19 protein-coding genes are annotated in these 22,528 nt (G+C 67.4%); 9 read left to right on the top strand and 10 right to left on the bottom strand.

All coding sequences use genetic code 11. From position 1 onward, the window contains the following. Positions 1 to 124 precede the first annotated feature (124 nt). Both G4D83_RS12855 and G4D83_RS12860 read right to left on the bottom strand, forming a co-directional pair. The gene (locus G4D83_RS12855) at positions 125 to 1,096 is read right to left on the bottom strand and encodes a sigma-54 interaction domain-containing protein (RefSeq protein ID WP_163865011.1); all 972 of its coding nucleotides are present in this window, start codon (positions 1,094 to 1,096) and stop codon (positions 125 to 127) included. Between the two features lie 114 nt (positions 1,097 to 1,210). Further along, a complete protein-coding gene (locus G4D83_RS12860; RefSeq protein WP_163865012.1) occupies positions 1,211 to 1,516 on the bottom strand; it encodes a hypothetical protein in 306 nt (101 codons plus the stop codon). 257 nt (positions 1,517 to 1,773) lie between these two features. Between G4D83_RS12860 and G4D83_RS12865 the strand changes: the two genes are divergently transcribed. From G4D83_RS12865 to G4D83_RS12875, 3 genes are all read left to right on the top strand, one after another. Beyond that, entirely contained in the window at positions 1,774 to 2,325 is a 552-nt protein-coding gene (locus G4D83_RS12865) for an SLOG cluster 4 domain-containing protein (RefSeq protein WP_163865013.1), read from the top strand. A gap of 134 nt (positions 2,326 to 2,459) precedes the next feature. Continuing rightward, positions 2,460 to 2,861: a hypothetical protein gene (locus G4D83_RS12870; RefSeq protein ID WP_163865014.1), complete on the top strand. Its 402-nt coding sequence runs from the start codon at positions 2,460 to 2,462 to the stop codon at positions 2,859 to 2,861. Positions 2,862 to 2,871: 10 nt separating this feature from the next. After that, a complete protein-coding gene (locus G4D83_RS12875; protein ID WP_163865015.1) occupies positions 2,872 to 7,155 on the top strand; it encodes an AAA family ATPase in 4,284 nt (1,427 codons plus the stop codon). Here G4D83_RS12875 and G4D83_RS12880 read toward each other — a convergent pair. Both G4D83_RS12880 and G4D83_RS12885 read right to left on the bottom strand, forming a co-directional pair. Beyond that, a complete protein-coding gene (locus tag G4D83_RS12880; protein ID WP_163865016.1) occupies positions 7,148 to 8,563 on the bottom strand; it encodes a B12-binding domain-containing radical SAM protein in 1,416 nt (471 codons plus the stop codon). The two genes, G4D83_RS12875 and G4D83_RS12880, sit on opposite strands and share 8 nt — an antisense overlap. Before the next feature lie 151 nt (positions 8,564 to 8,714). Then, positions 8,715 to 9,557 carry an ATP-grasp domain-containing protein gene (locus tag G4D83_RS12885; protein WP_163865017.1) on the bottom strand — a complete coding sequence of 281 codons (843 nt, stop codon included), beginning with the start codon at positions 9,555 to 9,557 and terminating at the stop codon, positions 8,715 to 8,717. A gap of 543 nt (positions 9,558 to 10,100) precedes the next feature. Between G4D83_RS12885 and G4D83_RS12890 the strand changes: the two genes are divergently transcribed. Continuing rightward, complete coding sequence (locus G4D83_RS12890; protein WP_163865018.1) at positions 10,101 to 10,637, top strand: YceI family protein; 537 nt, start codon at positions 10,101 to 10,103, stop codon at positions 10,635 to 10,637. Between the two features lie 9 nt (positions 10,638 to 10,646). On the opposite strand, the gene G4D83_RS12895 is transcribed toward G4D83_RS12890, so the two are convergent. After that, positions 10,647 to 11,585: an endonuclease/exonuclease/phosphatase family protein gene (locus G4D83_RS12895; protein WP_240356308.1), complete on the bottom strand. Its 939-nt coding sequence runs from the start codon at positions 11,583 to 11,585 to the stop codon at positions 10,647 to 10,649. A 329-nt stretch (positions 11,586 to 11,914) separates the two neighbouring features. On the opposite strand from G4D83_RS12895, the gene G4D83_RS45520 reads away from it, so the two are divergent. Beyond that, a complete protein-coding gene (locus G4D83_RS45520) occupies positions 11,915 to 12,055 on the top strand; it encodes a hypothetical protein (protein WP_174455667.1) in 141 nt (46 codons plus the stop codon). Positions 12,056 to 12,090: 35 nt separating this feature from the next. Here the strand turns inward: G4D83_RS45520 and G4D83_RS12900 are convergent, their stop codons facing one another. From G4D83_RS12900 to G4D83_RS12920, 5 genes are all read right to left on the bottom strand, one after another. Continuing rightward, entirely contained in the window at positions 12,091 to 12,279 is a 189-nt protein-coding gene (locus G4D83_RS12900; RefSeq protein WP_163865020.1) for a hypothetical protein, read from the bottom strand. 42 nt (positions 12,280 to 12,321) lie between these two features. Further along, the gene (locus G4D83_RS12905; RefSeq protein ID WP_163865021.1) at positions 12,322 to 12,888 is read right to left on the bottom strand and encodes a sulfotransferase domain-containing protein; all 567 of its coding nucleotides are present in this window, start codon (positions 12,886 to 12,888) and stop codon (positions 12,322 to 12,324) included. Between the two features lie 74 nt (positions 12,889 to 12,962). Then, on the bottom strand, positions 12,963 to 13,250 hold the full coding sequence (locus G4D83_RS12910) for a hypothetical protein (RefSeq protein ID WP_163865022.1): 288 nt from the start codon (positions 13,248 to 13,250) through the stop codon (positions 12,963 to 12,965). A gap of 69 nt (positions 13,251 to 13,319) precedes the next feature. Then, positions 13,320 to 14,918, bottom strand: coding sequence for a hypothetical protein (locus G4D83_RS12915; RefSeq protein WP_205522625.1), 1,599 nt, complete (start codon positions 14,916 to 14,918; stop codon positions 13,320 to 13,322). Next, on the bottom strand, positions 14,905 to 15,504 hold the full coding sequence (locus tag G4D83_RS12920) for a sigma-70 family RNA polymerase sigma factor (protein WP_163865023.1): 600 nt from the start codon (positions 15,502 to 15,504) through the stop codon (positions 14,905 to 14,907). The genes G4D83_RS12915 and G4D83_RS12920 overlap by 14 nt, the downstream gene beginning before the upstream one ends. Before the next feature lie 373 nt (positions 15,505 to 15,877). Between G4D83_RS12920 and G4D83_RS12925 the strand changes: the two genes are divergently transcribed. Genes G4D83_RS12925 through G4D83_RS12940 form a run of 4 tightly spaced genes read left to right on the top strand, consistent with a single transcriptional unit; the run spans position 15,878 to position 22,486 of the window. Continuing rightward, positions 15,878 to 17,314, top strand: coding sequence for a DUF3375 domain-containing protein (locus tag G4D83_RS12925; RefSeq protein WP_163865024.1), 1,437 nt, complete (start codon positions 15,878 to 15,880; stop codon positions 17,312 to 17,314). Further along, positions 17,311 to 17,925 (top strand): DUF4194 domain-containing protein, encoded by a 615-nt coding sequence (locus G4D83_RS12930; protein WP_163865025.1) that lies wholly within the window; start codon positions 17,311 to 17,313, stop codon positions 17,923 to 17,925. Before G4D83_RS12925 ends, G4D83_RS12930 begins: the two co-directional genes overlap by 4 nt. After that, entirely contained in the window at positions 17,922 to 21,305 is a 3,384-nt protein-coding gene (locus tag G4D83_RS12935) for an ATP-binding protein (RefSeq protein ID WP_163865026.1), read from the top strand. The genes G4D83_RS12930 and G4D83_RS12935 overlap by 4 nt, the downstream gene beginning before the upstream one ends. Beyond that, entirely contained in the window at positions 21,302 to 22,486 is a 1,185-nt protein-coding gene (locus G4D83_RS12940) for a DUF3322 domain-containing protein (RefSeq protein WP_163865027.1), read from the top strand. Before G4D83_RS12935 ends, G4D83_RS12940 begins: the two co-directional genes overlap by 4 nt. Positions 22,487 to 22,528: the final 42 nt, after the last annotated feature.

The raw sequence follows: 22,528 nt of genomic DNA on the forward strand, positions 1-22,528 counted from the left end.
CCCTGGTGGTGCCGAAGGAGCAGACCTGCGTTCCGAGCACTCCTTACTCGCCGCAAGGTGAACCGAACCAGGATGTCTTCGGGTGGAGCCCATCGATCTGGCTCCGGCGCGACGCATCCATACGTCAGCGGGAGTGGGCCTTGAGTCCATGCCGTCGCATCAACTCGAAGAACGCACGGCGGTGCTTCCCGCTGGCCCGCGCGGCGGCGGCGATGTTGCCTCCATGCTCGACGAGCGAGCCCTCCAGCCACGCCTTCTCGAACGCCTCCACCACGCGGCGCTTGGCCGTCTGGAATGACTCGCGGGACGCGGACGACATCGCCTCCCGGTGCCCAGTGGGCGCGGACTCCGCCAGCAGCGGAAGGTCCTCCTCCTCGACACACGTCCCCGCGCGCGTGCACAGGAGATAACGCGCGCAGTTCTCCAACTCGCGAATGTTACCCGGCCACGCGTAGGTCATCAGCCGCTGCCGCGCGGCGTCTGTGAAGGTGACGGACTCCTTGCCGTACTCCTCCGCGTAGCGCCCCAGGTAGTACTCGAACAGCGGCTGGATGTCCTCCGGCCGCTCGCGCAGCGGGGGCACGTCGATGGGCAGCACGCGCAGGCGGAAGAACAAATCGAACCGGAAGCTCCCCGCCTGCGCCGCCGCCAGCAAGTCCGTGTTGGTGGCGGCGATGATGCGCACATCGGAGCGGTACAGCCGTGAGTCACCCAGTGGCCGGTATTCCTTCTGCTGGATGAGGCGCAAGAGCTTCACCTGGCTGGAGAGCGGGAGGGCGTCCAGCTCATCCAGGAAGAGGGTGCCGTGCTCCGCCTCCGCCACCAACCCCCGATTGCGTGTCTTCGCGCCGGTGAAGGCCCCACCCACGTGCCCGAACAGCTCGTTCTCGAAGAGGTCCGGCGGCAGCGCCCCGCAGTTGACGGGAATGAACGGGTGGGGAGCGCGGGCGCTCTGCTCATGGACGAGCCGCGCATACAGCTCCTTGCCTACACCGCTCGGGCCCTGGATGAGCACCTCCGCGTCATTCGTCGCCGCAGCGGCGACCAGCTCCATCAGCCGGACGTGACTCGGCCCGCGCCCCAGCACCATGGTCATCGACGAGTCCCCCGCCAGTCTTCGCCACGAGCCACCCAGGCTCGGGACGTCCTTGGCTCTGTGCCGCCGACGGTTGAACGCGCGTCCCGGAATTTCTTCCCCGGGCCCGTCGCTTCAGTCGTGGGTGCCGATGTGCTGGTCCCCGTGCCGCTCGCAGACCCAGTGGAAGGCGCACGAGCACGCCACCGCGCGGGCGCTGGAGCAGCACCGGCCCCCGAAGTGCTCGGGCAGCGGCACATCCTCCTCTTCCGGCGGGTCCGGCAACATCAACGGCGCACCCCGCCCCGACTCCGCGGGGAGCGCGCCGCAGCAACCCCGCTTCATGCACCGGGCGCACAAGGACAGCTCGCAGTTCGCGCACCAGTCGAAGATTTCACCAGGGCCACCGCGCCGCTCACATCCACCACAGGTGTCGAACAAGGCCGACCTCCAGGCTTGACGTGAAGGAGGGTAGGGAGGGGGTCTGACAGGAGGAGGGCTCCAGGGGGTGTCGCACCCCGGTGCCCGCGCCGTCCTGCAAGTGTCATTTCAGCGTCTGTCCTGGGGTGGATCCTTCCGTCGGTGAACGGCGGACGCCCCCTCTGTGGCTCACTGAACGGTTGCGCCGGATGCGTCGGACGCACATGGAAGAAGCTGGGGGTAGGGCCGGTCACATGTCCGGGAAGGAGTGGGCATCCATGCGCAGGGAACGGCGGATCATCGGTGTCTTCGGATCAGGCCAGGAAGAACACCTGGAGCGTGTCATTCCGCTCGCACGGTGGATCGCCGAGGCGGGGTTCGACCTGCTCACGGGCGCCGGCAGCGGCGTCATGCGGGCGGCCGCGGACGCCTTCGTGCAGGTGGTGGGGCGGCGGGGAATCTCCATCGGCATCGTCCCGGGCACCGTGAAGGACGGCGACTACGTGCCGCGCCCCGGCTACCCCAACCCCGGCGTGGAGCTGGCCATCTACACCCACCTGCCCCTCAGCGGTGTGCAGGGCACGGACCCCCAGAGTCGCAACCACATCAACGTGCTCACGCCCCACGCCCTCGTGGCCCTGCCCGGAGGTGTCGGCACCGCCTCGGAGGCCTCGCTGTGCCTGCGCTACGGCAAGCCCATCATCCTCTTCGGCCCTCCGGAGGGCTTCCGCCGCTTCTCCTCGGAGCTGGAGCGCACCGACTCCCTGGAGCGCGTCGCCGAGTTCATCCGCGCCTCCGTCCGCGAGCCCGCCAGGCCCCTTGCTCCCTGAGCAAGAAAAGCCAGGATTGCTGGGTTTGGTCGAGCGCACTCGAAGCCGGGGGAAAAACGACTAGGATGCGGCGCCTGGGGTCACTGGGTGCTCCACGCTGAAGACTCGGGTTCTGCGTCGTTCTGTGCGTCGACATGATCAGTGCTGAATACCCACTCGCCAGTTGGTTCCTCGCCGTCTCGACGACGTTCTTCCTGCTGGTGTTCGCGCTGCCGTTGTTGCTGATGCCGCTGCGCTGGGCGCGGTGGTTCGGCTGGGCGCCGGTGCAGGGGAACACGGACCTGACGGTGTACTTCGGCCGCTGCCTGGGTGGGGTGGCGCTGGCCATCATCCTGACGGTGGTGCGCTACGTCCCGGAGCCCCGGAGCCAGCCGGCGCTGTTCGAGCTCATCGGCTGGGTGTGCGCGGCGATGGTCGTGGTCCACGTGTGGGGCGCGCTGAGACGGGCGCAGCCGCTGTCGGAGACCATCGAGGGCTTCTTCTACGCCGTGGTGGGCGTGGTCGCGATGTGGATCCGCTTCCGGACGTTGGGCTGAGGGCAACCGCATGTCGTCGTCGGACATCGACCTGGTCCTCTCCTCGCTGCGGCCCTACATCCCCGGCGCGCTGCTTCGCCGGCTGGAGGACACGGAGGCGCACGCGCTGCCTCCCGTCGAGGCGGTGCGCGGCGCCATCCTGGTGCTGGACATCGCGGGCTTCACGCCCATCGTCGTCGGGCTGAGCGGCGAAGGTCCTCGCGGCATCGACGCGCTCCAGCGCCTCTTGGAGAGCTACTACACGGAGATGATCGACGTCGTGAAGGAGCACGGCGGCGACATCTACCAGTTCGCCGGTGACTCCATCCTCGCGTGCTTCGAGCCCGCGCGGGGCGAAGGTGACGCGGAGGCGGTGGCGCGAGCCGCGCGCTGCGCGCTGGACGTGCAGCGACGGCTGGCGCGCTTCTCCCGGCTGGAGTTGTTGGGTCAGCGCTTCGCGGTGTCGTCGCGCATCGGCATTGGCGTGGGGGAGTCGCACCGCATCGTCTTGGGCACGACGGGCATGTGGATGCACCCGGCGCTCGTGGGCCACCCGCTGGAGCAGGCGGTGGCCGCGGAGAAGCGGGCCCAGGTGGGCGAGGTGCTCCTGAGCCGCGAGGCGTGGGCGCTCCTGCCGGACCTGGCGCGCGTGGGGGACGAGCGCGACGGCGCCTTCCGCCTGGAGCCCTCGGTGCCGCTCTCGGCGCGGCCTCCACCCACGTTCGCCTTCCCGGGGGGCGAGGAGCTGGTGGGCCGGTGCGCGCTCCTCTTGCACCCGGTGCTCTTCACCCGCATCACCACGGCGCACCAGGAGCTGGGCGGCGACTTCCGCGACCTCACCTGCTTCTTCCTGCGCTTCAAGACGGACCACCCGCCGTCCCAGGTCGAGGACTTCACCCGCGAGCTGAACGCCTTCTACGAGCACGTCCAGCGCGAGAGCGCGCACCACGGCGGCGTGCTCTTGATGACGGACTTCACGGACAAGGGAAACGTCCTCTACGTCCTCTTCGGCGCGCCCACCGCGCAGCAGAACAAGGAAGTGCTGGCCAGCCGGCTGGCGTGCAAGCTGCTCCGCGAGCGCGAGTCCTTCCCGTACGTGCGCGAGCTGCAGATTGGCATCGCCACCGGACACGCCTACTTCGGGGACATGGGCTCGCCCTGGCGCAAGGGCTACTCCGCGCTGGGCGAAGTGGTGAACCTGGCCGCGCGCCTGATGACATACGCGGCGGACGGGGTGGGCATCCACATCGACGCGCAGACGGAGCGCAAGCTCCAGCAGGGCGGCTTCACCACGGAGTTCGTGGAGGACGCCACGCTCAAGGGCGTCTCCCGCGCGGTGCCCGTCTATCAGCTCAAGGGAGAGGTGCGCCGCAGCCTCTTCATCAAGGGCCGTGGCGGCATCGTCGGGCGCGGGCGCGAGCTGGGGCAGCTCCACGCGGCGGTGGAGGAGTCGCTGTCGGGCAGCGGGCGGCTGTGCGTGGTGTCCGGCGAGGCGGGCATCGGCAAGTCGCGCCTCGGCGCCAAGGTGGTGGAGGACGCCGAGGCGCGCGGCGCGCGCAGCCTCTACGGCATCTGCTACTCGTACGAGATGTTCACGCCCTTCTTCCCCTGGAAGGAGGTGCTCGTGCAGCTCTTCGGCCTGCACGAGGGCGACGACGTGGACGCGCAGCTCGCGCGGTTGCGCCAGGGCTTCGACGGGCTGGAGGACGCGGGCCTGGAGTGGATCCCCGTCATGGCGGCCATCCTGGGCCTGGGCGTGGACGAGGACCCGGCCACGGTGGGGCTGGACGCGCGGCACAAGAACCAGAAGGTGTTCCAAATCATCTTCCAGCTCCTGGAGAAGCACTCACGGCAGACGCCGCTGCTGCTCTTCTTCGAGGACCTGCACTGGGCGGACAACATCTCCGTCGACCTCATCGAGTACATCGCGGCCCGGCTGGCGCCGCTGAGGATGACGCTGCTGGTGACGATGCGGCCCGGCGAGCAGTTGCGCAACGTGCGCGACGACATGCCGGGGCTGTGCCGGTTGGACCTGTCCAGCCTGGACGACGATGACACCCGCGCGCTCTTGCGCGTGCACCTGCGCATGGAGCCGCCCGACACGGCGCTGGAGGAGGTGCTCCTCTCCAAGGTGCAGGGCAATCCGTTCTTCGCGGAGTCCATCGTCCAGGGCCTGGTGGAGGGCGGCTACCTGGGGCCGGTGTCCCCGGGCGCGTCGCGGCGGGAGTTGAAGCGGAGCCTCCAGACGCTGGTGCTGCCGGACTCCATCCAGGACGTGGTGCTCGCGCGCATCGACCTCTTGAGCGAGACGGAGAAGCTGGTGGTGAAGGTGGCGTCCGTCATCGGCCGCATCTTCACGATGGACGCGGTGGCGGCGCTCGCGCCGGGCTCGGTGTCCCGTCAGCGCATCCGCGAGGCCATCGACACGCTGACGCACCTGGGCCTCATCCTCCTGGAGGTGGAGGAGCCCTACACCTGCATCTTCAAGCACATCGTCATCCGCGACGCCGCCTACAACACCCTGATGGTGTCGTCGAAGGAGGACCTGCACCGCCGCCTGGCGCGGTTCCTGGAAGCGCGCGCGGGAGAGAACGCCGCCGCGTCCGCGGGCATCCTCGCCTTCCACTTCCTCGCCGGGAACGACGAGGTGAAGGGGCTGGAGTACACGCTGATGGCGGCCCGCGGAGCGCGCGGCCAGTACGCCAATGACGACGCGCTCCACCACTACAACCGCGCCATCGAAATCCTCGCCGGGACGATGGAGCTGGACCCCGACGAGGTGCTGCTCAAGACGCGCCGGGTGATGCAGGAGCTGGCGGAGACGCTGCTGCAAGCGGGCAACTACGCGGGCGCCATCCACATGTTCGAGCAGTGCCTGGCGGACGAGGAGCTGGAGTCACGCCGCGCGGAGCTGCACCTGGGGCTGGGGCGCGCGCACCAGGAGAAGGGCGAGTCCAAGCGGGCCATCCAGGAGCTGGAGCGGGCCATGGAGCTGATGGGGCAGAGCATGCCGGGGAGCCTGCCCGCGCTCGTCGTCCGCACGCTGCTGGCCTTCGGACTGCACCTGCTCTACGCGCTGTTCCCCTGGCTGGCGAGGCCGCTCGGAGCCCGGCTGCCGCTGTACCTCAAGCAGCTCTCCACGCTCATCTCGCTCATCAAGATCTATTACTTCAAGGACATCGCCAAGCTCACCTGGGCGACCATGGTGGCCACCATCATGGCGGAGCGCTCGCGCGGGGAGCGGGGCTTGAGCCTGGCGAGCAGCTACTACGGCTCGCTCTTGTTCGGCTCGGGCTTCCTCGGGCTGTCGAAGCGCTGGTGTCTGCGCGCGCTGGACTACGCGCGGCGGGCCAGGGACCCGGCGGCGGAGGGAATCGCCCTGAGCCGGCTGGCCACCCTGTCCCTCTTCGGCAACGACCTGGCGCAGGCGACGCAGTACGCCGAGCAGGCCATGTCCCTGCTGCGCCAGGTGCGGGACATGTGGGAGGTGCAGACGGGCCTGATGATGCTGGGCGCCAGCCAGTTCCTCGCCTCGCGCTTCGAGGGGGCCGAGCGGGCCTTCGTGGAGATGGGGAAGATGGGCGAGGAGCTGCACGCGCTCATGCACCAGGGCTGGGCGCACTCGTGGATTCCCATGTGCCGCTACCTGCGCGGCGAGGGCGAGGTGGGCGAGCTGTGCGCGGAGCTGGAGGAAGGCCTGCGCATCAGCATCGAGGTGCAGGACCTGGCCAACCAGTGCGCCAGCCTCAACCACCTGGTCAACGTGACGGTGCGCGAGCACCTGGTGGAGGAGGCGGGGCTGATGGCGGTGCGCGCGGACGAGGCGCTGTGGCGCTACCACGTGCTGGTGCCCTTCCTCCACATTGGCCTCGTCGACGCGGCGGAGGGCGCCCTCTTCGCGCTGGAGCAGGGCGCCGTGGCGGTGCCCCAGGAGGCGCTGTGGGCCATCGTCCGACGCTGCCTGTTCAAGGCGCGGCTGCTGGGCCGGCACTACCCGTACATCAAGGGGCCCGCGATGCGGGTGACGGCGCGCGCGCTGGCGCTGAAGAAGGGCGGCAAGGCGGCGGAGTCGCTGTTCCTGGGCGCCATCGCCTTCCTGGAGGACACGCCGAACCGGTGGGAGACGGGCGTCGCGTACCATGACGCGGCGGTGGCGCTGCCGCACCGGCGCGTGGAGTTCCTGGCGCGGGCGCGCGACATCTTCCAGTCCATTGGCGCCCAGGCGGAGCTGCGGCGCCTGGACCGGCTGGAGGCCGAGCTGGGCCTGACGCCGCCAGTCCAGGACGAAGTGCCTCGCGCCGTCGCGGTCAGGTGATGCGCTGGGGTTGAAGGCCCAGTGCCGCCATCTGCTTCGTGTCCCAGTCCTCCAGCGCGTCCATGCCGGCGATGTAGCGGCGGGCCGGGTTCTTCAGCGGGTTGCGGATGCTGAGGATTTCGGGCCCGGCGAAGAGGATGGTCTGCTTGTAGCGGGGCAGGTTGCTCAAGGTCAGCTTGGACCAGTAGTGCCGGGCGATGTTCGGCAGGCTGCCCAACTGCGCGCAGAGCCGGTGGAAGTGTTCCACCACCTCCGAGGGGTGCAGGTTCTTCGGCCGGTGGCAGAGCGTGTAGCCGTCATAGTCGCGGCTGACGGTGCCGGGCAGCAGCCGGTCTTCGGTTTGCAGCTCGCGAAAGAAGGGCGTCTCCGGATACGGGCTGACGATGCCGAGGAACGTGACGGAGAAGTACTGGAGGTCCGCGAGGTACTCGGGAATCTTCTCCAGGTACTCGTTGGTGTCGCCGTCCGAGCCGACGATGAGGCCGAAGGACAGGAGGATGCCGGCGGAGAAGGTGCGGCGGATGACGGCGTCGACCTCCGAGAGCGTGTTCTGCCCCTTGTTCATCGCCTTGATGGACTCGGGGTTGAGTGACTCCAGGCCGGTGTACACGTAGCGGCAGCCGGCCTTCGCCATCAGCTTCACCAACGACTCGTCCTTGAGGATGTTGAAGGTGAGCGCGCAGCCCCAGGTCTTCTTGAGGGGAATCAGCGCCTCGCACAGCTCGCGCAGGTACTTGGGCGAGCCGCCCAGGTTGTTGTCGAGGAAGATGAAGGCGTCCTTCATCAACCCCAGGTAGTTGGGGTTCCAGCGCATGCGCGTCTGGATTTCGTCGATGACCTGCGCGACGGGACGGTAGCGGTAGCGCTCATGGCCGGTGAGGACGCAGAAGTTGCAGTGGAACGGGCAGCCTCGCGAGGCCTCGATGCCGGGCAGCCGCACCTTGTTGTGCGTGAAGTCGATGAGCTCGTAGCGGTACGGCTGGATGGACGTGGGGCCGAGCGACGGCAGCTCGTAGCGCTTCTGGAGCTGGCCCTTCTCGAAGTCCGCGATGAGCGCGGGGACGTTGGACTCGGGCTCGCCGGTGATGACGGCGTCGAAGTACAGCGCCGCGTCGTCGGGGAAGTGCGTGGCGTGGCGGCCACCCGCGACGGTAATCATTCCCCGCTGGCGGAACAGCGTGGAGAGCACCTTGGTGTGCTCGTAGTAGGAGTGCAGGTACGAGAAGAAGACCAGGTCCCAGTGCCGCTCCAACGGGATGTCCACCTCCTTCTCGTTGAAGACCTCCACCTCCGCGTGCTCGGGGCACAGGCCGGCGATGAGCTCCGGCACGGAGGACTGCATGATGGAGGGTTCCTTGATGCGCAGGCGCGTGGGGTGCGTGTACGTGGCGATGACGGCGATCCGCATGCGGGCTGTGGCTCCAGGATGAAGCGGCGCGAGCGAGGATTCGCCGTCGACTGTCGGAGCCTCCCCCTCGTGAGACCGTGTTCCCAGAATCCTCCGGGTGAGCCGACTTGGCAAAATGCCAGCGGCTGTGTCCCGATGGACCCCACGCCACTCAGGCGCCTGTCGCGGGGACAGCTCGCAGCTTCTCCTTGAGGCAGTCCGCCAGCTCGAAACACAACTGCTCCGGAAAACCAGACAAGCCCGGCGTGTCGTTGCACTCCAGCAGGACGAAGCGCCCGTCCTGGGTCTCCAGGAAGTCGAGCGCGACGATATCGGCGCCCAGGTGCTCCAGGGCCCTGCGGGTGTGGCCCACCAGCTCCTCCGGCGGGTCGATGACCTGGTGTTTTCGAGTCTGGACGTTGGCCTTCCAGCCCGCGCCCGCGCGCGACATGGCCCAGCACCTGTCCCGGATGGCCAGGCAGCGCACGTCCCGCCGGTAGTCGATGAAGGGCTCGACCGCGGCGTAGTCATCCGCGGCGAACAGCAGGTCCGCGACTTCGAACCACTCGGACTCCTCGCGCACCAGCGCCTTCCCGTAGCCGCCGTGGTGGTTGCCCACCTTCACGACGAACGGCGCGGGCCGGGCAATCCGGCGCACCATGTCGTCACCGAGCGCCACGTCGAAGGGGATGACGGGCAGGCCCGCCTCGCGAAGCTCGGCGAGCATGGACAGCCGGTCATGGCAGCGCACCAGCGTCCTCGCGGGATTGACACACGGCACTCCGCTCAGCCGCACCAGCTCCAGGACGGTGCGATGGCGTGGGTCCGGGCGGATGGCGCCCACGCGCCAGAAGACGCCGTCCACTCGCACCGCCGCCTCGCGGGTGATGCACCACAGGACGCCCTCGCGCAGCACCCAGCAGGAGTCCTGGAGTCGGACCGGGATGACCTCGGCCTCGGGGAAATACGTCGGCCAGTGTCGCTCGCCGTTGACGACCACGATGTTGGGGCGCATCTGCTCCTCGGGAGGGGGCGGCGGTCGCCGCTGGCCACGCGGGGACTGCTTCCGCGCGCGAGCTGTCGTGACAGCTCGGGAAAGCATCCACTGTTCGCAGGCTGGGGAAAAGGCGCCAGGGCATCCGAGTGTACGGGCCTTGTCTGTTTTACGGCCGCTCTTACCGCGGGACTCGCGGCAGTGGGCGCGCGGCCAGCCTCTGCGAGAGACGCTGGCTGCTTCGCGTTCCCGGTCTCCCGGGGGTTGCTACCTTAGGACCGTTATAGAGGGCGTGTCGGACTCATACGGCCAGACACCCCGGCGACAAAGATTCACTGCGTGTTCTCGCAGCGGTGCCACGCCTGACGACGTCTCACGCAATGTCTGACAGCGGACGTGCTCGCCTGCGCGCGCTCAGGGTCAGGTGGGCGTTCACTTCGTGTCTCGATGCGTGAAGCCTCATCAAAATCAAATACCCGGGGTGGTTTCTTTCTCTAGGATGGCTGTGTCAGCGGCGACCCGCTCGCGACGCTCCCCCTCGATTCCCCACCAACGAGCTCCCCCATGCCCGTGACTTCCTGGAACATCGACCCCGCGCATTCCTCTGTCCTGTTCATCGCTCGCCACATGGTGGTGGCGCGTGTCCACGGCCGCTTCGAGCGCGTCTCCGGCGTGCTGCGCGTGGACGCCGAAAAGCCCACGCAAGGCGAAGTCGAGGTGAGCGCGGAGACGGCCAGCATCTACACGGGCTCGCCGGACCGTGACACGCATCTGCGCTCGCCCGACTTCCTGGACGTGGAGGGCGCGCCGAAGCTCACCTTCCGCAGCACGGGCCTGGAGCCCACCGGCGGCTCGGGCTTCCGGCTCCTGGGGGAGTTGACCATCCGCAACGTGACGAAGCCCGTCGTGTTCGAGGCGCGCCACACCGCCACGTCGAAGGACCCGTGGGGCAGCACGCGGCTCATCTACACGGCCAAGGGCACCATCAACCGCTCCGACTACGGCATCCGTTGGAACAAGACGCTCGACAACGGCGGGTGGCTCGTCGGCGAGAAGGTGGATGTCGAACTGGACATCCAGGCCGTGCCCGCCGCGAGCTGACGTCTGGCTTCAAGGCGAGGGAAGGAAGTCGGCCACCACGGCGGCGTGGTCCGAGCCGCCGAACCCACGACTTCCTTCACGGGCCGCGCGGAACGTGCCCGGCACATAGGTGCCGCTGGCGGCGTTCGCGACGAACAGGTGGTCGATGGCCTGCTTCTGCCCGGAGTACATATAGGTCCAGGTCTGGTCATCCGGCCTGTCCTTCGCCACGCGCAGCAGGGCCGCGTCGCGCTCCAGGGCGTTGATGGGCGCGGAGCCGGGCACGTCGTTGAGGTCTCCGCCCAGCACCACCAGCGCCTTCGGTGCGCGCGCGGCGGCCTGCGAGACGACGACCCGAGTCGTATCGGCTTCCGCGTACCGGCGGCCCGGGTCGTCATCCACCTTCGAGCGGAAGTGCGCGGCGAAGACGATGACCTCCTTGCCCCGCACGTCCAGGTGCACCTCCAAGAGCTCGCGCGAGAAGCGCGTCGTCGAGCCATCCGGCCGGGTCAGGACGCGGTCGCGATGGCTGCCCACGGAGGTGATGGGGAAGGCGGACAGCACCGCCACGTCCACGGACGCCGTGCCCCCCGTCTCACCCAGGATGGCGTGAGGGAACTCCGGCAGCCGCGCCTGGAGCGCATCGAGTCCCACCTGGGTCTCCACCTCCGCGAGCATCACCACGTCCGCGTCGAGCGTGCTGATGGAGGTGGCCAGTCGACCCACCTGGGCGTCGAACTCGGCCTGGGTGGGAAGCGCCTCGTACTCGGAGCCGCCGCACTTGCCGGAGTCGCAGACGGTGTCGAAGAGCCGGTGCACATTGAACGCGGCGATGCGCACGCTGCCCTCGGGCCGCAGCGGCTCGCCACCGCCGCAATCTCCATAGGGGCACTGGGGTGCGGGGCCTGGGTTCTCCGGAGGGGCACGTCCCTCACAGCCGAACAGGCCGAGCAGCAATCCCAAGACCACCGGGGCGCGGCGAAGGGAAGAGACGGAAGCGCCGACGACGGCCGAGCGGTGCGGGCCACGGATGGGGAGCGGATGCATTCGGCGGGCAGAGTACCACCGCGAGGGGGAGCGGCCGTGCCTGGGGCCGCCGCCGTCCTCGATTGCACTCGGGGAATGAGCTGGTAGGGTCCCGCGCCGTTGACGCACGCCCGGCATTGTCCTGGGGGCGACCTCTCGGCGAGGCCACGAGGGAGCGGGCGGTGGAGGTCCCAGGGGCGGCCGGTTACGCCTTTCCTCGGGGATGCGTGGCGGGCACCGCGGGTGCTGATTCTGTCGGAGGAGGCGTGGACATGTTCTGGGAGATTCTCATTGGCGCCGCGGTGATGACGCTCGTCACGGTGCTCTTCACGGGGCCTGGGATGTGGAGCTCCAGCTGGGGCTGGAAGAACGACAAGCAGAAGGGGAAGGACCCGTCCAAGCCGGACGTGTAGCCGCCCCCCGGGAGCGAGCGGACAGGGGCTCCCTCCTACGGTTCCGTGGCCGCCATGCCCAGGCGCTCTCGAGCGTGGCCCACCCGGGCGTCCAGCTCCACGCGTTGCTCCGTGCTCAGCTTCGCGCGTCCCTGTCCCACGCCGCCCTCGTGGATGAAGGCGCCCTTGCCCTGGAGTGCCGCTTGGGGGCCGCGCATGTCGAAGCGCTCGTTGTGCTGCTTCATGTAAGCGAGGCCGCACTTCTCCAGGATGTCGCCCAGCCGCGACTAGTCGAGCGGCAGCCCGCAGAACGCGGCCACCCGCCGCACGCTTGCCTCCAGGTCCTGAGTCAGGTCCTCGTAGCGCAAGTGCAGGACGTTGCGGTCCCGGTGGTGCGGCCACCAGGACTCGAGGTGCCGGAGCCACGGGTCGTCCTCGTCCATCACCACGCGGAAGAAGCTGCCGAAGTCGATGGGCGCTTCCTCCAGCAAGCAGTGGTGGTGGTAGAGCGAGCCCAGCGAGTCCGCCGCGTTGACAGGTTCCGGCGCGTCCAGCAGGGGCTCCCTGGTGGCATCCCGTGGCAGCATCTCCAGGAAGGGGGACACCTGGCTGATGTGCTCGAACTCGCCGCGGCCCTGGGTGGCGAGCTGAAAGACAATCATCTGCATCCAGGTCGTCCCGGCCTTGGGGCTGGCGGCGATGTAGATGTCTCCGGCTCTCGGCTTGAGCCAGACATATCTCAAGCGGACCCAGCGAAGCCGCTCGGCGGTCACCAGCAACCAGCGCGACAGCCAGGTGAGTCCGAGGAGGGACTGTCGCAGCAGGAAGCGCAGCCAGGGGCGGCTGATCGGCATGGGAGAGGCCAGTGACGACATTGCCGATGACTATGCACAAACACCGCGACACGGCCCTCATGATGTTCAGTAATTTATTGGCAGGTGCCCGGACAGTCCGCGCCGCCCGAAGTGGGTGAGCAGGAGTCCGTGGTGTCGTCCACGCATCGGGCCTCGGAGTCGGAGCAGCCGCCGAGGAAGCCGCCGCAGCACTCCACATAGCCTTCGGGCACGTCACACGTGGAGGGGTAGGAGGTGCAGCTTCCCGTCGCGGACCGGGCGAACACCGCCACCTGGACGCAAGCGCCCTCGTCGTCGTCCGAGCCACAGCCGCTCCATAGCAGCGCGCCCAGCACCAGTCCTGCCCGCATGGATTTGTTCATGGAGGGCATCTTGGGGGACTCCGGCTCCGACGGTGTTTTTAACTCCGTGATGGTGTCGAGCGGATGACGTCATGACACGAGGTCTTCGACGAGGTGCTCGCTGAGGTCTCCCGACTCCTGGCTGAATTGCATGCGTTCATTGATTTCTTGGGCGCCCATTCCAGGCTGGGCGTAGGTCTCCGCGAGAAGCGCTTGAAGGCCGTTCTTGCCGAACGCGTCCCGACATGCCTCCTTTGCTGCGCCGAGCAGCGAGGGAATGCCACGCTCGGGATGCGGGAGGCTGTCCGCCATGGCGATGCGCGCTGCCAGATGAATGTGCTCGCGGTGTGCATGAAACAAGCGCGGTGGTGCGAGCCTGGAGGTCCTGAAGAGGCCTGTGAGGACGCTTGGTCCGCACTCTCGTACGAACGTGGCAACGCGCTGCCTGCTCCTTGAGTCGTGCTCCCAGCGGTCGAGCACCTGTTGCCCTTGGTGTTCAAGTGATTCGAGGACGACGTATTCGCCGGATTGCAGTGAGTTGCTCAGTGCAGGCAAGCCGTGGTCCTCCCTCGAGGAACTGTCGATGAGCACGAACTTCTTGTGCCCGAGGATGAGCCGCCGCATCGTGTCGAGTGATGAGTCCAGCAACCGCAGAGAACCCGGGCTGGTGAGCACGTCAAACTCACAGGGACTTCCCTGGCCCATTCTCCACTCCGCGCTTGACTTGTCCACCAATGCCGCCCGCTCGGCGTAGGCATGGATGGCTCGGCACGCCAGCCGAGAGTATGCCGACGTTCGTCCCGACCTGGCGGGCTTCTTCCCGCTGTCCATCCAGGCATAGACATCGTCGAGGCTGAGCTCGTGCTTCTCTTCCAGCTCTTTGCTAATCAATCGTTGAGAGTAGGCGCTCGCGGCTCCCGCGTACCCGATGATGGCGATGCCAATGCGGGTGATGCCGGCGAGCGGGCTGTCTTGGGTCAGGAACGTGCTGTGCACAGCCTCCACCCCTCCTGCGAACAGGAGGCTTCGATAAATGCTCTCCATCTCCTCGGGCAGGGCCCTGTACAGCCCTGCTTCCCGAGGAGCCCCTGGGCGTCCCCGAATGCGAGGGCGCCACTCGACAGTGGGTCGCGGGACGTCAGGAGCCTCGGCCTGTGCGAGTTCATACCGGAATCGAGTCATCGCCTGCTCGATTTCGATGCCCTGGGTCCAGGTGTCGAGGTCAAGTGCTGTGCCCAGGTCCTCTCCGAATTCCGCCAGGAAGTCCGTGTCCCACTGGAGTTCATCATGGTCCAGGAGGGGCTTTTCACGAGGCATCTGCTCGTCTGGAATGGGCTTGTCAGTCCCGGGAGTCGCTGGGGCTCCTGGGACAGAGTCTGTGTTCTCGTCCGCCCGCGTGCGCAGCAAGGCGTCTACGACCTCGAGGTGGTGGAGGATCTCCACCAATGCCGTGAGGTTCACTTCAAAGTCCTTGGCGAGCTGGGCCGCCTGCATGGCGAAGCGCGCGCCAGCCGGACGTCGGCAGAGAGACAGCCACTGGAGTTGCTCCTCCGTGCAGCCCAGGTCTACCGCGAGTTGCGAATCGGTTCGCCGCTCCATCTCTCGAAAGCGTTCGAAGGCATGGCCGAGCGTCCACGACTCGCGTGAGCAGCGTCGCACCGCAGGCTCAAGCCAATCAGGTGTCGTCATCGACATTGTCCTTTCCAAGGCGCTGTAACCGCTTCATCAAACGGTCGCGGTGGCGCTTCACCTGACGCCGGCGCTCGTCCTCTGGTAGCAGCCCCAAGGAGAGCGCCTCCGCGAGCCGCTCAGTGGAACTTTCGCCTTGGAGCACGAGCCGAAGGAATTGCTGATCCCGCGGTGAAAGTCCGGAGCGCTCCATTCTCTCCACGAGCCGACGGGCTTCCACGGTGGCCTCCATCGCCTCATTCGGAGGCCTGAGGGTGAGTTCGAATTCGCCCGCGTATTTTCGTTCCCGCAGTCCCCGCTTCTTCGTGGAACGGTGTTGGTCCAGAACCCCCTTCTTGGCGGCTTGAGTCAGATAGGTGGAGAGCCGGCTCCGGAGTGGATCGAAACGCTCGGGGTTTTTCAGGTAGTCGAACACCGCGTCGACGGCGGCGTCATGGGCATCTTCCCTTTGGCACGGCATTTCTCGGGTCACTACGTGGATGATGCTGTCCATGAATGCGCGGAGGACAAAGACGGGAGTTGCCACATCACCTTGGAGGACCTTCGCGTGCAGAGCATCTTCCTCTGCTCGTGATGGATAGGGCATTCCCACAACCTCTCCGGGAGCATGTTGCTCCGCTTACGCATCGTTCGCGTCGCGCGTGCTCTTTCGTCACCACTCGAAGGAGTTCGACGCCTGCTCGGTCGGGCATCGCCGTCAGAGGTAGATTCCCGGCCGCCTCCGAGTCTCTACCTCCCGGGTGGTATGCCCAGCAGGACAGGGTTGTGATGACATCGTGTTGATGCGGGAGCGGAGGAGGTTGTCTCCGTGCCCGTGCTGGTTCGAAGGTGCCCAGGTGGCTCGGGCTCGTCTTCGTGGGAGAGGCAGCCAACCGAGCAGGGCGCTCATTTGTCATCAATTCAGCCGTCCCCTGAGGTCCCCCGGGCATGTCAGAGGCGCGGTGTAAGGGTGATACGTCATGGACTTCGCGACGCTCGAAACCCTGCGACTGAAGCATCCCGCATGGCGGCTGCTCGTCGCGGACCACGCCACCCTCATCGTCAGCTTCCTGCACCGCGTCTTCGTCGAGTCCAACGCCCGTGCCATCCCCCAGCGGGAGCTGGAACTGCGCCTGGAAGACCACCTCCACGCCCTCCGAGAGCAGCGCGGACAGGCCGCCTTCCCTCGTGGGGCCGGTGCGTATCTGGACGACTGGGCCGCTGACGGCGCGGGCTGGCTGCGCAAGTTCTATCCGCCCGACACGGATGAGCCGCACTTCGACCTGACGCCCGCGGCGGAACGTGCCATCCGCTGGCTGATGCAGCTCACCGAGCAGCCTTTCGTGGGCACCGAATCCCGACTGCTCACCGTCTTCCACCTCCTCCAGGAGATGGTCGAAGGCACGGACCCGGACCCCGAGGCCCGGCTCGCGGAGCTGGAGCGCCGCAAGACCGAGGTGGAGGCCGAGATCTCCCGCGTACGCGCCGGGCACCTGGACCTGATGGACGAGTCCGCCCTCAAGGACCGCTTCCAGCAGATGTCAGACACCGCTCGGGGTCTGCTGTCGGACTTCCGCGCGTTGGAAGATGGCTTCCATGCGTTGGACCGGCGCGTTCGTGAGCGTATCGCGACGTGGGAGGGGACTCGCGGCGAACTCCTGGAAACGGTGCTGGGGGAACGTGACGCCATCAGCGGCTCGGACCAGGGGCGAAGCTTCCGCGCCTTCTGGGACTTCCTCATGTCGCCCGAGCGGAAGGACGCTCTCAGCCGGAATCTGGAGCGCGTCCTGGCACACCCGGCGATTCAGTCGCTCCAGCCGGACCCGCGCCTGCCGCGCATCCACTTCGACTGGCTGGAAGCGGGGGAGCATACCCAGCGCACCGTGGCGAGGCTGTCCGGGCAGCTCCGCCGCTTCCTGGATGACCGCGTCTGGTTGGAGAACCGTCGCATCCTCCAGGTGCTGCGCGGCATCGAGAAACACGCCCTCGCCGTGCGCGCGCATCCTCCCTCCGCGTCCTTCATGTCGTTGGACGAGCTGGCACCCACGCTCGAACTGCCGCTGGAGCGGCCTTTGTACTCACCGCCAGGACGCACCCGGATGGCGGATGAGGAGGTACTGGAAGCGACCGATGACGTCCCCTCGGAGGCCCTCTTCAATCTCGCCTTCATCGACAAGTCCCAGCTGCGGGCACACGTGCGAGAGGCGCTCCGGTCTCGCGAGCAGATCTCCCTGGCGGAGCTGGTGCGGGAGCATCCACTGCAACACGGCCTCGCCGAGCTGGTCGTCTACCTCAGCCTCGCCTCGGAAGACCGCCATTCCTTGGTCGATGAAGCGCGCACACAAGAACTCTTCTGGACCGATGCGAGCGGCCATGGCCGCCGCGCCACCCTTCCCCTGGTGATCTTCCTCCGATGACGACCCCTGTCCCGCGTCTTCCAGAACCCCCCGATACGTTGTCCCTCGTGGTGGTCTCGCTCTTGAAGGGCGTCGTCTATCGCGAGGACAACTCCGCGCTGTGGCAGTCCCTGCTCCAACTGCAGGCCCGCGTGAGGGACCAGGTGTCCGTGTTGGGGCTGCGGCTGATGCTCGACGAGTCGGAGGGCCACGCGTTCCTGCGACAACACTCGGAGGGCGAGGGTGTGACCGACCTGCCAAGGCTCATCGCGCGCAGACAGCTGGGGTATGGGCTGAGCCTGTTGCTCGCGCTGCTGCGAAAGAAGCTGGCGGACGCGGACGCCGCGGCCGGTGGCGGCCGGCTGGTGCTCCGTCGCCACGAGCTGCAAGAGCTGGTGAAGATGTTCCTCCCGGAGGGCACCAACGAAGTCCGATGGGCGGAACGGGTGAACCAAGACCTCGAGCGCGCGGTGGAGATGGGTTTCCTCCGGAGGATGGGGGAGGAGGACACCTTTGAGGTCCGCCGCATCCTCAAGGCGTTCGTCGATGCGCAGTGGTTGGAGGACTTCGAGCAGCGGCTCGCTGCCTACCGCGTTCAGCTCGTCGAGAAACAACAAGGAGGTGGGGAATGAGCACGGTGCGTCCTCTCACGCAGGCGGACTTCTTGGATGTCAGTGCGCCCAACGAGCGCGCTGGGTTCCGACTGCATCGGTTCGAGGTCTACAACTGGGGCACCTTCCACCAGCGCTCGTGGCACCTGGCGCTCCAGGGGGAGAGCGGGCTGCTCACAGGAGATATCGGCTCGGGCAAGTCGACGCTGGTGGACGGGCTGGTGACGTTGTTCGTACCGCCCCAGAAGCTCGCCTACAACAAGGCTGCCGGCGCGGAGGCGCGGGAGCGTTCCCTGCGCTCCTATGTGCGAGGCCAGTACAAGTCCGAGCGCGGCGAAGGCGGGCAGGGCGCCAGGCCCGTCTTCCTTCGTGAGGCGCCGACCTACTCCGTGCTGCTCGCCCACTTCCACAACGAGGGCTATGGCCAGGACGTCACGCTCGCCCAGGTCCTGTGGCTGCGCGAGCCGGAGGGACAGCCCGCGCGGCTGTACATCGTCGCGGATGGCAAACTCTCCATCGCCGAGCACTTCTCGCGCTGTGGCTCGGACCTGAATGCCTTGAAGAAGCGGCTCAAGGGCCTCGCGCGGGAGGTGCATGAGACATTCCCTCCCTATCAGGCAGCCTTCCGACGCCGTTTCGGGCTGGAGAATGAGCAGGCGTTGGACCTGTTCCTCCAGACGGTGTCCATGAAGTCCGTGGGTAACCTGACGGACTTCGTGCGCCAGCACATGCTGCCTCCCTTCGACGTGGAGACGCGGCTCGCGGCCCTCATCGGGCACTTCGATGACCTCCATCGCGCACACGAGGCGGTCCTCAAGGCGAAGCGACAGGTGAGCCGACTCGAGCCGCTGGTGGCGGACCATGAGCGTTTCACCGCTCTCTCCGCGGAGCTCGATTCGCTGCGAAGCTGCCGCGATGCCCTGAGACCCTGGTTTTCCGAGCAGAAGGCTCGACTGCTGGATGTGCGGCTGGCCAGCCTGGACGCGGAGCGCGAGCAGGTGCGCATCGAGTCTGAGCAGGTGAGGGAGCAGCGCGAGCGGCAGGGCGCGGACCGGGATCGACTGCGCCAGTCCATCTCCGCCAACGGAGGAGATCGCTTGGAGACGGAGAAGGCGGAGTTGGTCCAGCGCCGACATGAGCGGGATGAACGCGTGCGCAAGGCGGACCGCTACGCGCGGATGGCTCAGGCGGTGGGGCTGCCGGCCGCGACCGAGCTGGAAATCTTTCTCTCCAATGCGCGCACCGCCCAACTCCAACGCGAGTCGACCACGAGCGAGCTGGCGGAAGCGCAGAACATGCGCACGGAGGTCGTCATGGACCTGCGTGACCTGAAGAGAGCGCACGACGCCGTGTCCGTGGAGCTCGAGGCGCTCCGCCGACAGCGCTCCAACATCCCCGCGCGCTTCCTCAGCCTCCGCACCCGAATGTGCGAGGCCCTCCAACTGTCCGAGGGCACGGTCCCGTTCGCTGGAGAGCTGCTGCGAATCCGTGACGAGGAGCAGGACTGGACGGGGGCCATCGAGCGCGTGCTGTACTCGCTGGGTGTCTCCCTGCTGGTTCCCGACTCCGAATATGCGCGGGTGAGTCAGTGGGTGGACCGCACTCATTTGAACGAGCGGATTGTTTACTACCGCGTCCGGGAAGAGGGCCTGGCGCGAGTCACTCCGGCGAGAGCCGAGTCACTTCCTCACAAGCTGGCCCTCAAGCCGGGTTCCCTCATGGCGCCATGGCTGGAGGCGCAACTTGCCCGTCAATTCGACTACACGTGTTGCGACACGACGGAGCAGTTCATGCGCTCGCGTCAGGCGCTCTCCCGCTCGGGGCAGGTGAAGTCGGGCGGAGAGCGGCACCTGAAGGACGACCGGCACCGCATCGACGACCGTTCCCAGTGGGTGCTGGGGTGGACGAACGACACCAAGCGTCAGGCGCTGGAGTCGGAGGCGCGGGCCCTGGAGACGCGAATCCTGGCGGCGACCGCGCGGTGGGAGTCGCTCGAACAGCGCTGCTCGAACCTTCAGTCCCAGGCCGAGCAGTTGGGGCAGCTCGCCGTTTTCGACACCTTCCGGGAGCTCGACTGGCGCTCTGTCGTCAGCGACATCGACCGGCGGGAGGCGCGGCTCAAGGCCCTGGAGAGCGAGTCCGACGTGCTCAGGGGCTTCGAGCGGGAGCTGGCAGTCGTCGAGAAGGAGCTGGCGGCGACGGAGCAGGCATTGAAGCTGGTGGAGAAGCGGCAGGGGCGACTGGAGGAGAAGGAGGACGCGACGCGACGGACGCTGGCGGCGTGCCAGCGAACGATGGGGGAGGGCTCCGAGTCCATCAGGGCCTGCTACCCGCGAGTGGCCACGCTCTGCGCGGAGGGCCTGGGTGACGCCGTGCTCGAGGCGGATGCATGCGACGAGCGGGAGCGGCAGGTGCGTGAACGGCTCCAATCGCGCATCGACGGCGAGGCGCGAAAGCAGGAGCGGGTGCGTGATGCCCTCCTGTCCTCGATGCAGGCCTATCGCACGGAGTTCCCACTGGAGACCCAGGAGCTGGCGGCGAGCTTGGAGGCGGCGCCGGAATACGTGATGTTGCTCGGCGCATTGCGCGCGGATGACCTGCCTCGCTTCGAGGCGCGCTTCAAGAGCCTCTTGAACGAGAACACCATCCGCGAGGTGGCGAACTTCCAGGCGCAGCTTCACCGGGAGCGCCACGGCATTCGCGAACGCGTGGACACCATCAATCGTTCGCTCCGGGCCATCGACTACAACCCGGACCGCTACATCATCCTGGAACTGGTGCCGACGGTGGACGCGGACATCCGCGACTTCCAGCAGGACCTGCGGGCCTGCACGGAAAGCACGCTCACGGGGTCGGAGGACGACGCGTACTCCGAACAGAAGTTCCTGGAAGTGAAGCGCATCATCGAGCGCTTCCGTGGGCGCGTGGGGGAATCCGAGGCGGACGCGAAGTGGACCCAGCGCGTGACGGACGTGCGCAACTGGTTCAGCTTCTCCGCCTCGGAGCGCTGGCGCGCGGACGACCAGGAGCACGAGCACTACGCGGACTCGGGCGGCAAGTCGGGCGGACAGAAGGAGAAGCTCGCGTACACGGTACTGGCCGCGAGTCTGGCCTACCAGTTCGGTTTGCAGTGGGGGGAGACGCGCTCGCGTTCGTTCCGCTTCGTGGTCATCGATGAGGCCTTCGGTCGGGGTTCGGACGAGTCCGCGGCCTACGGGCTGGAGCTGTTCCGGCGCCTGGACCTGCAACTGCTCATCGTGACGCCGCTGCAGAAGATTCGCGTCATCGAGCCGTATGTGGCCAGCGTGGGCTACGTCCACAACGAGGAGGGCCGCCACTCGCGGGTGCGCAACCTGACCATCGAGCAGTACCACGCGGAGCGCGAGGCCCGGAGCGCATGAGTCAGGGGCGCTCATGGACCACGCCAGCGGACGTCCGGGAGCGGGTCCGGCGCGACTGGGATTCGGGGCACATCCTCGCGGCACCGCTCTCGGGCGAGCCCCTCTTTCCGCTCCCTCTCCCACTGCGCCGGCCGGAAGGCGCGGAGCTCGCGGCACGATTCGACGAAGCCCGTCAGTGGGTCCGTGCATGGGAGGGGGTGTCCCAGGACGGTTCGGGCCTGTGCGTGGAATGGACGGAGGTGCGTCACCGCCAGCTCGGCGCGAACCGGGTTCCTCGGAGTGTCATCGTCCCCACCCGGGACGTGGCGCTCGCGTTGTTGCGCAAGTCGCTAGAGGCCCGGCGCTTCGATGCGCTGGCGAACGTGACACTCACTCGCTACCCGTCGCTGCGCGAGTGGTTGGTCCGGCGACCCAAGGTGCTCCTGGCTCACATGGACGCGTGGGAGCGGGTGCTCCTGGTGTTGGACTGGCTGCTCGCGAACCCTCAATCAGGGCGGTACCTGAGGCAGGTGGACCTCCCAGGGCTGGACTCGAAGTTCATCGAGCACCACAAGGGGCTCCTGATGGAGCTTCAGGAGCAGGTGCAGCCATCCGTGCGAGAGCGCATCCCGGCGCGTGATTTCGAGTCCCGTTTCGGGCTGTGCGCGAAGCCGCGCCGCGTCCGCCTTCGCTTCCTCGACCCCGCTCTCTACGTCGAAGGACTGTCCGACCTGGAGGTGACGGTCTCCGAATTGGCGGTGCTGCGGCCTCGCGTCGAGCGCGTGTTCATCACCGAGAACGAGGTCAATGGCCTCGCATTCCCCCGCATCGCGAGGAGTCTGATCATCTTCGGCCTGGGCTACAGACTGGAGCCGCTTGGCGCGCTGCCCTGGCTGTCCGCCACCTGCACGTACTACTGGGGCGACATCGACACGCACGGCTTCGCCATCCTTGACCGATTGCGCGCGCACCATCCCCACGTCCGCTCCATGCTGATGGACCGTGACGTGCTTCTTGCGCACACGGCGCAATGGGTGGAGGAGCCCGGGCCTCACCGGGGCTCGCTGTCGCGGCTGACTGAATCGGAGGCGGAGCTTTACGAGGACCTGCGATGTCATCGACTGGCTGAGCGCGTTCGCCTGGAGCAGGAGCACATCGGCTTCCGCTGGGTGGAGAACACCCTGGCCCGGTTGTCCGAGTGAGTCACGGAGAGCCCCCGTGGACTCGGGGACTCGCGTCTTGAC

The organism is Myxococcus eversor, from assembly GCF_010894455.1.
GTDB lineage: Bacteria > Myxococcota > Myxococcia > Myxococcales > Myxococcaceae > Myxococcus > Myxococcus eversor.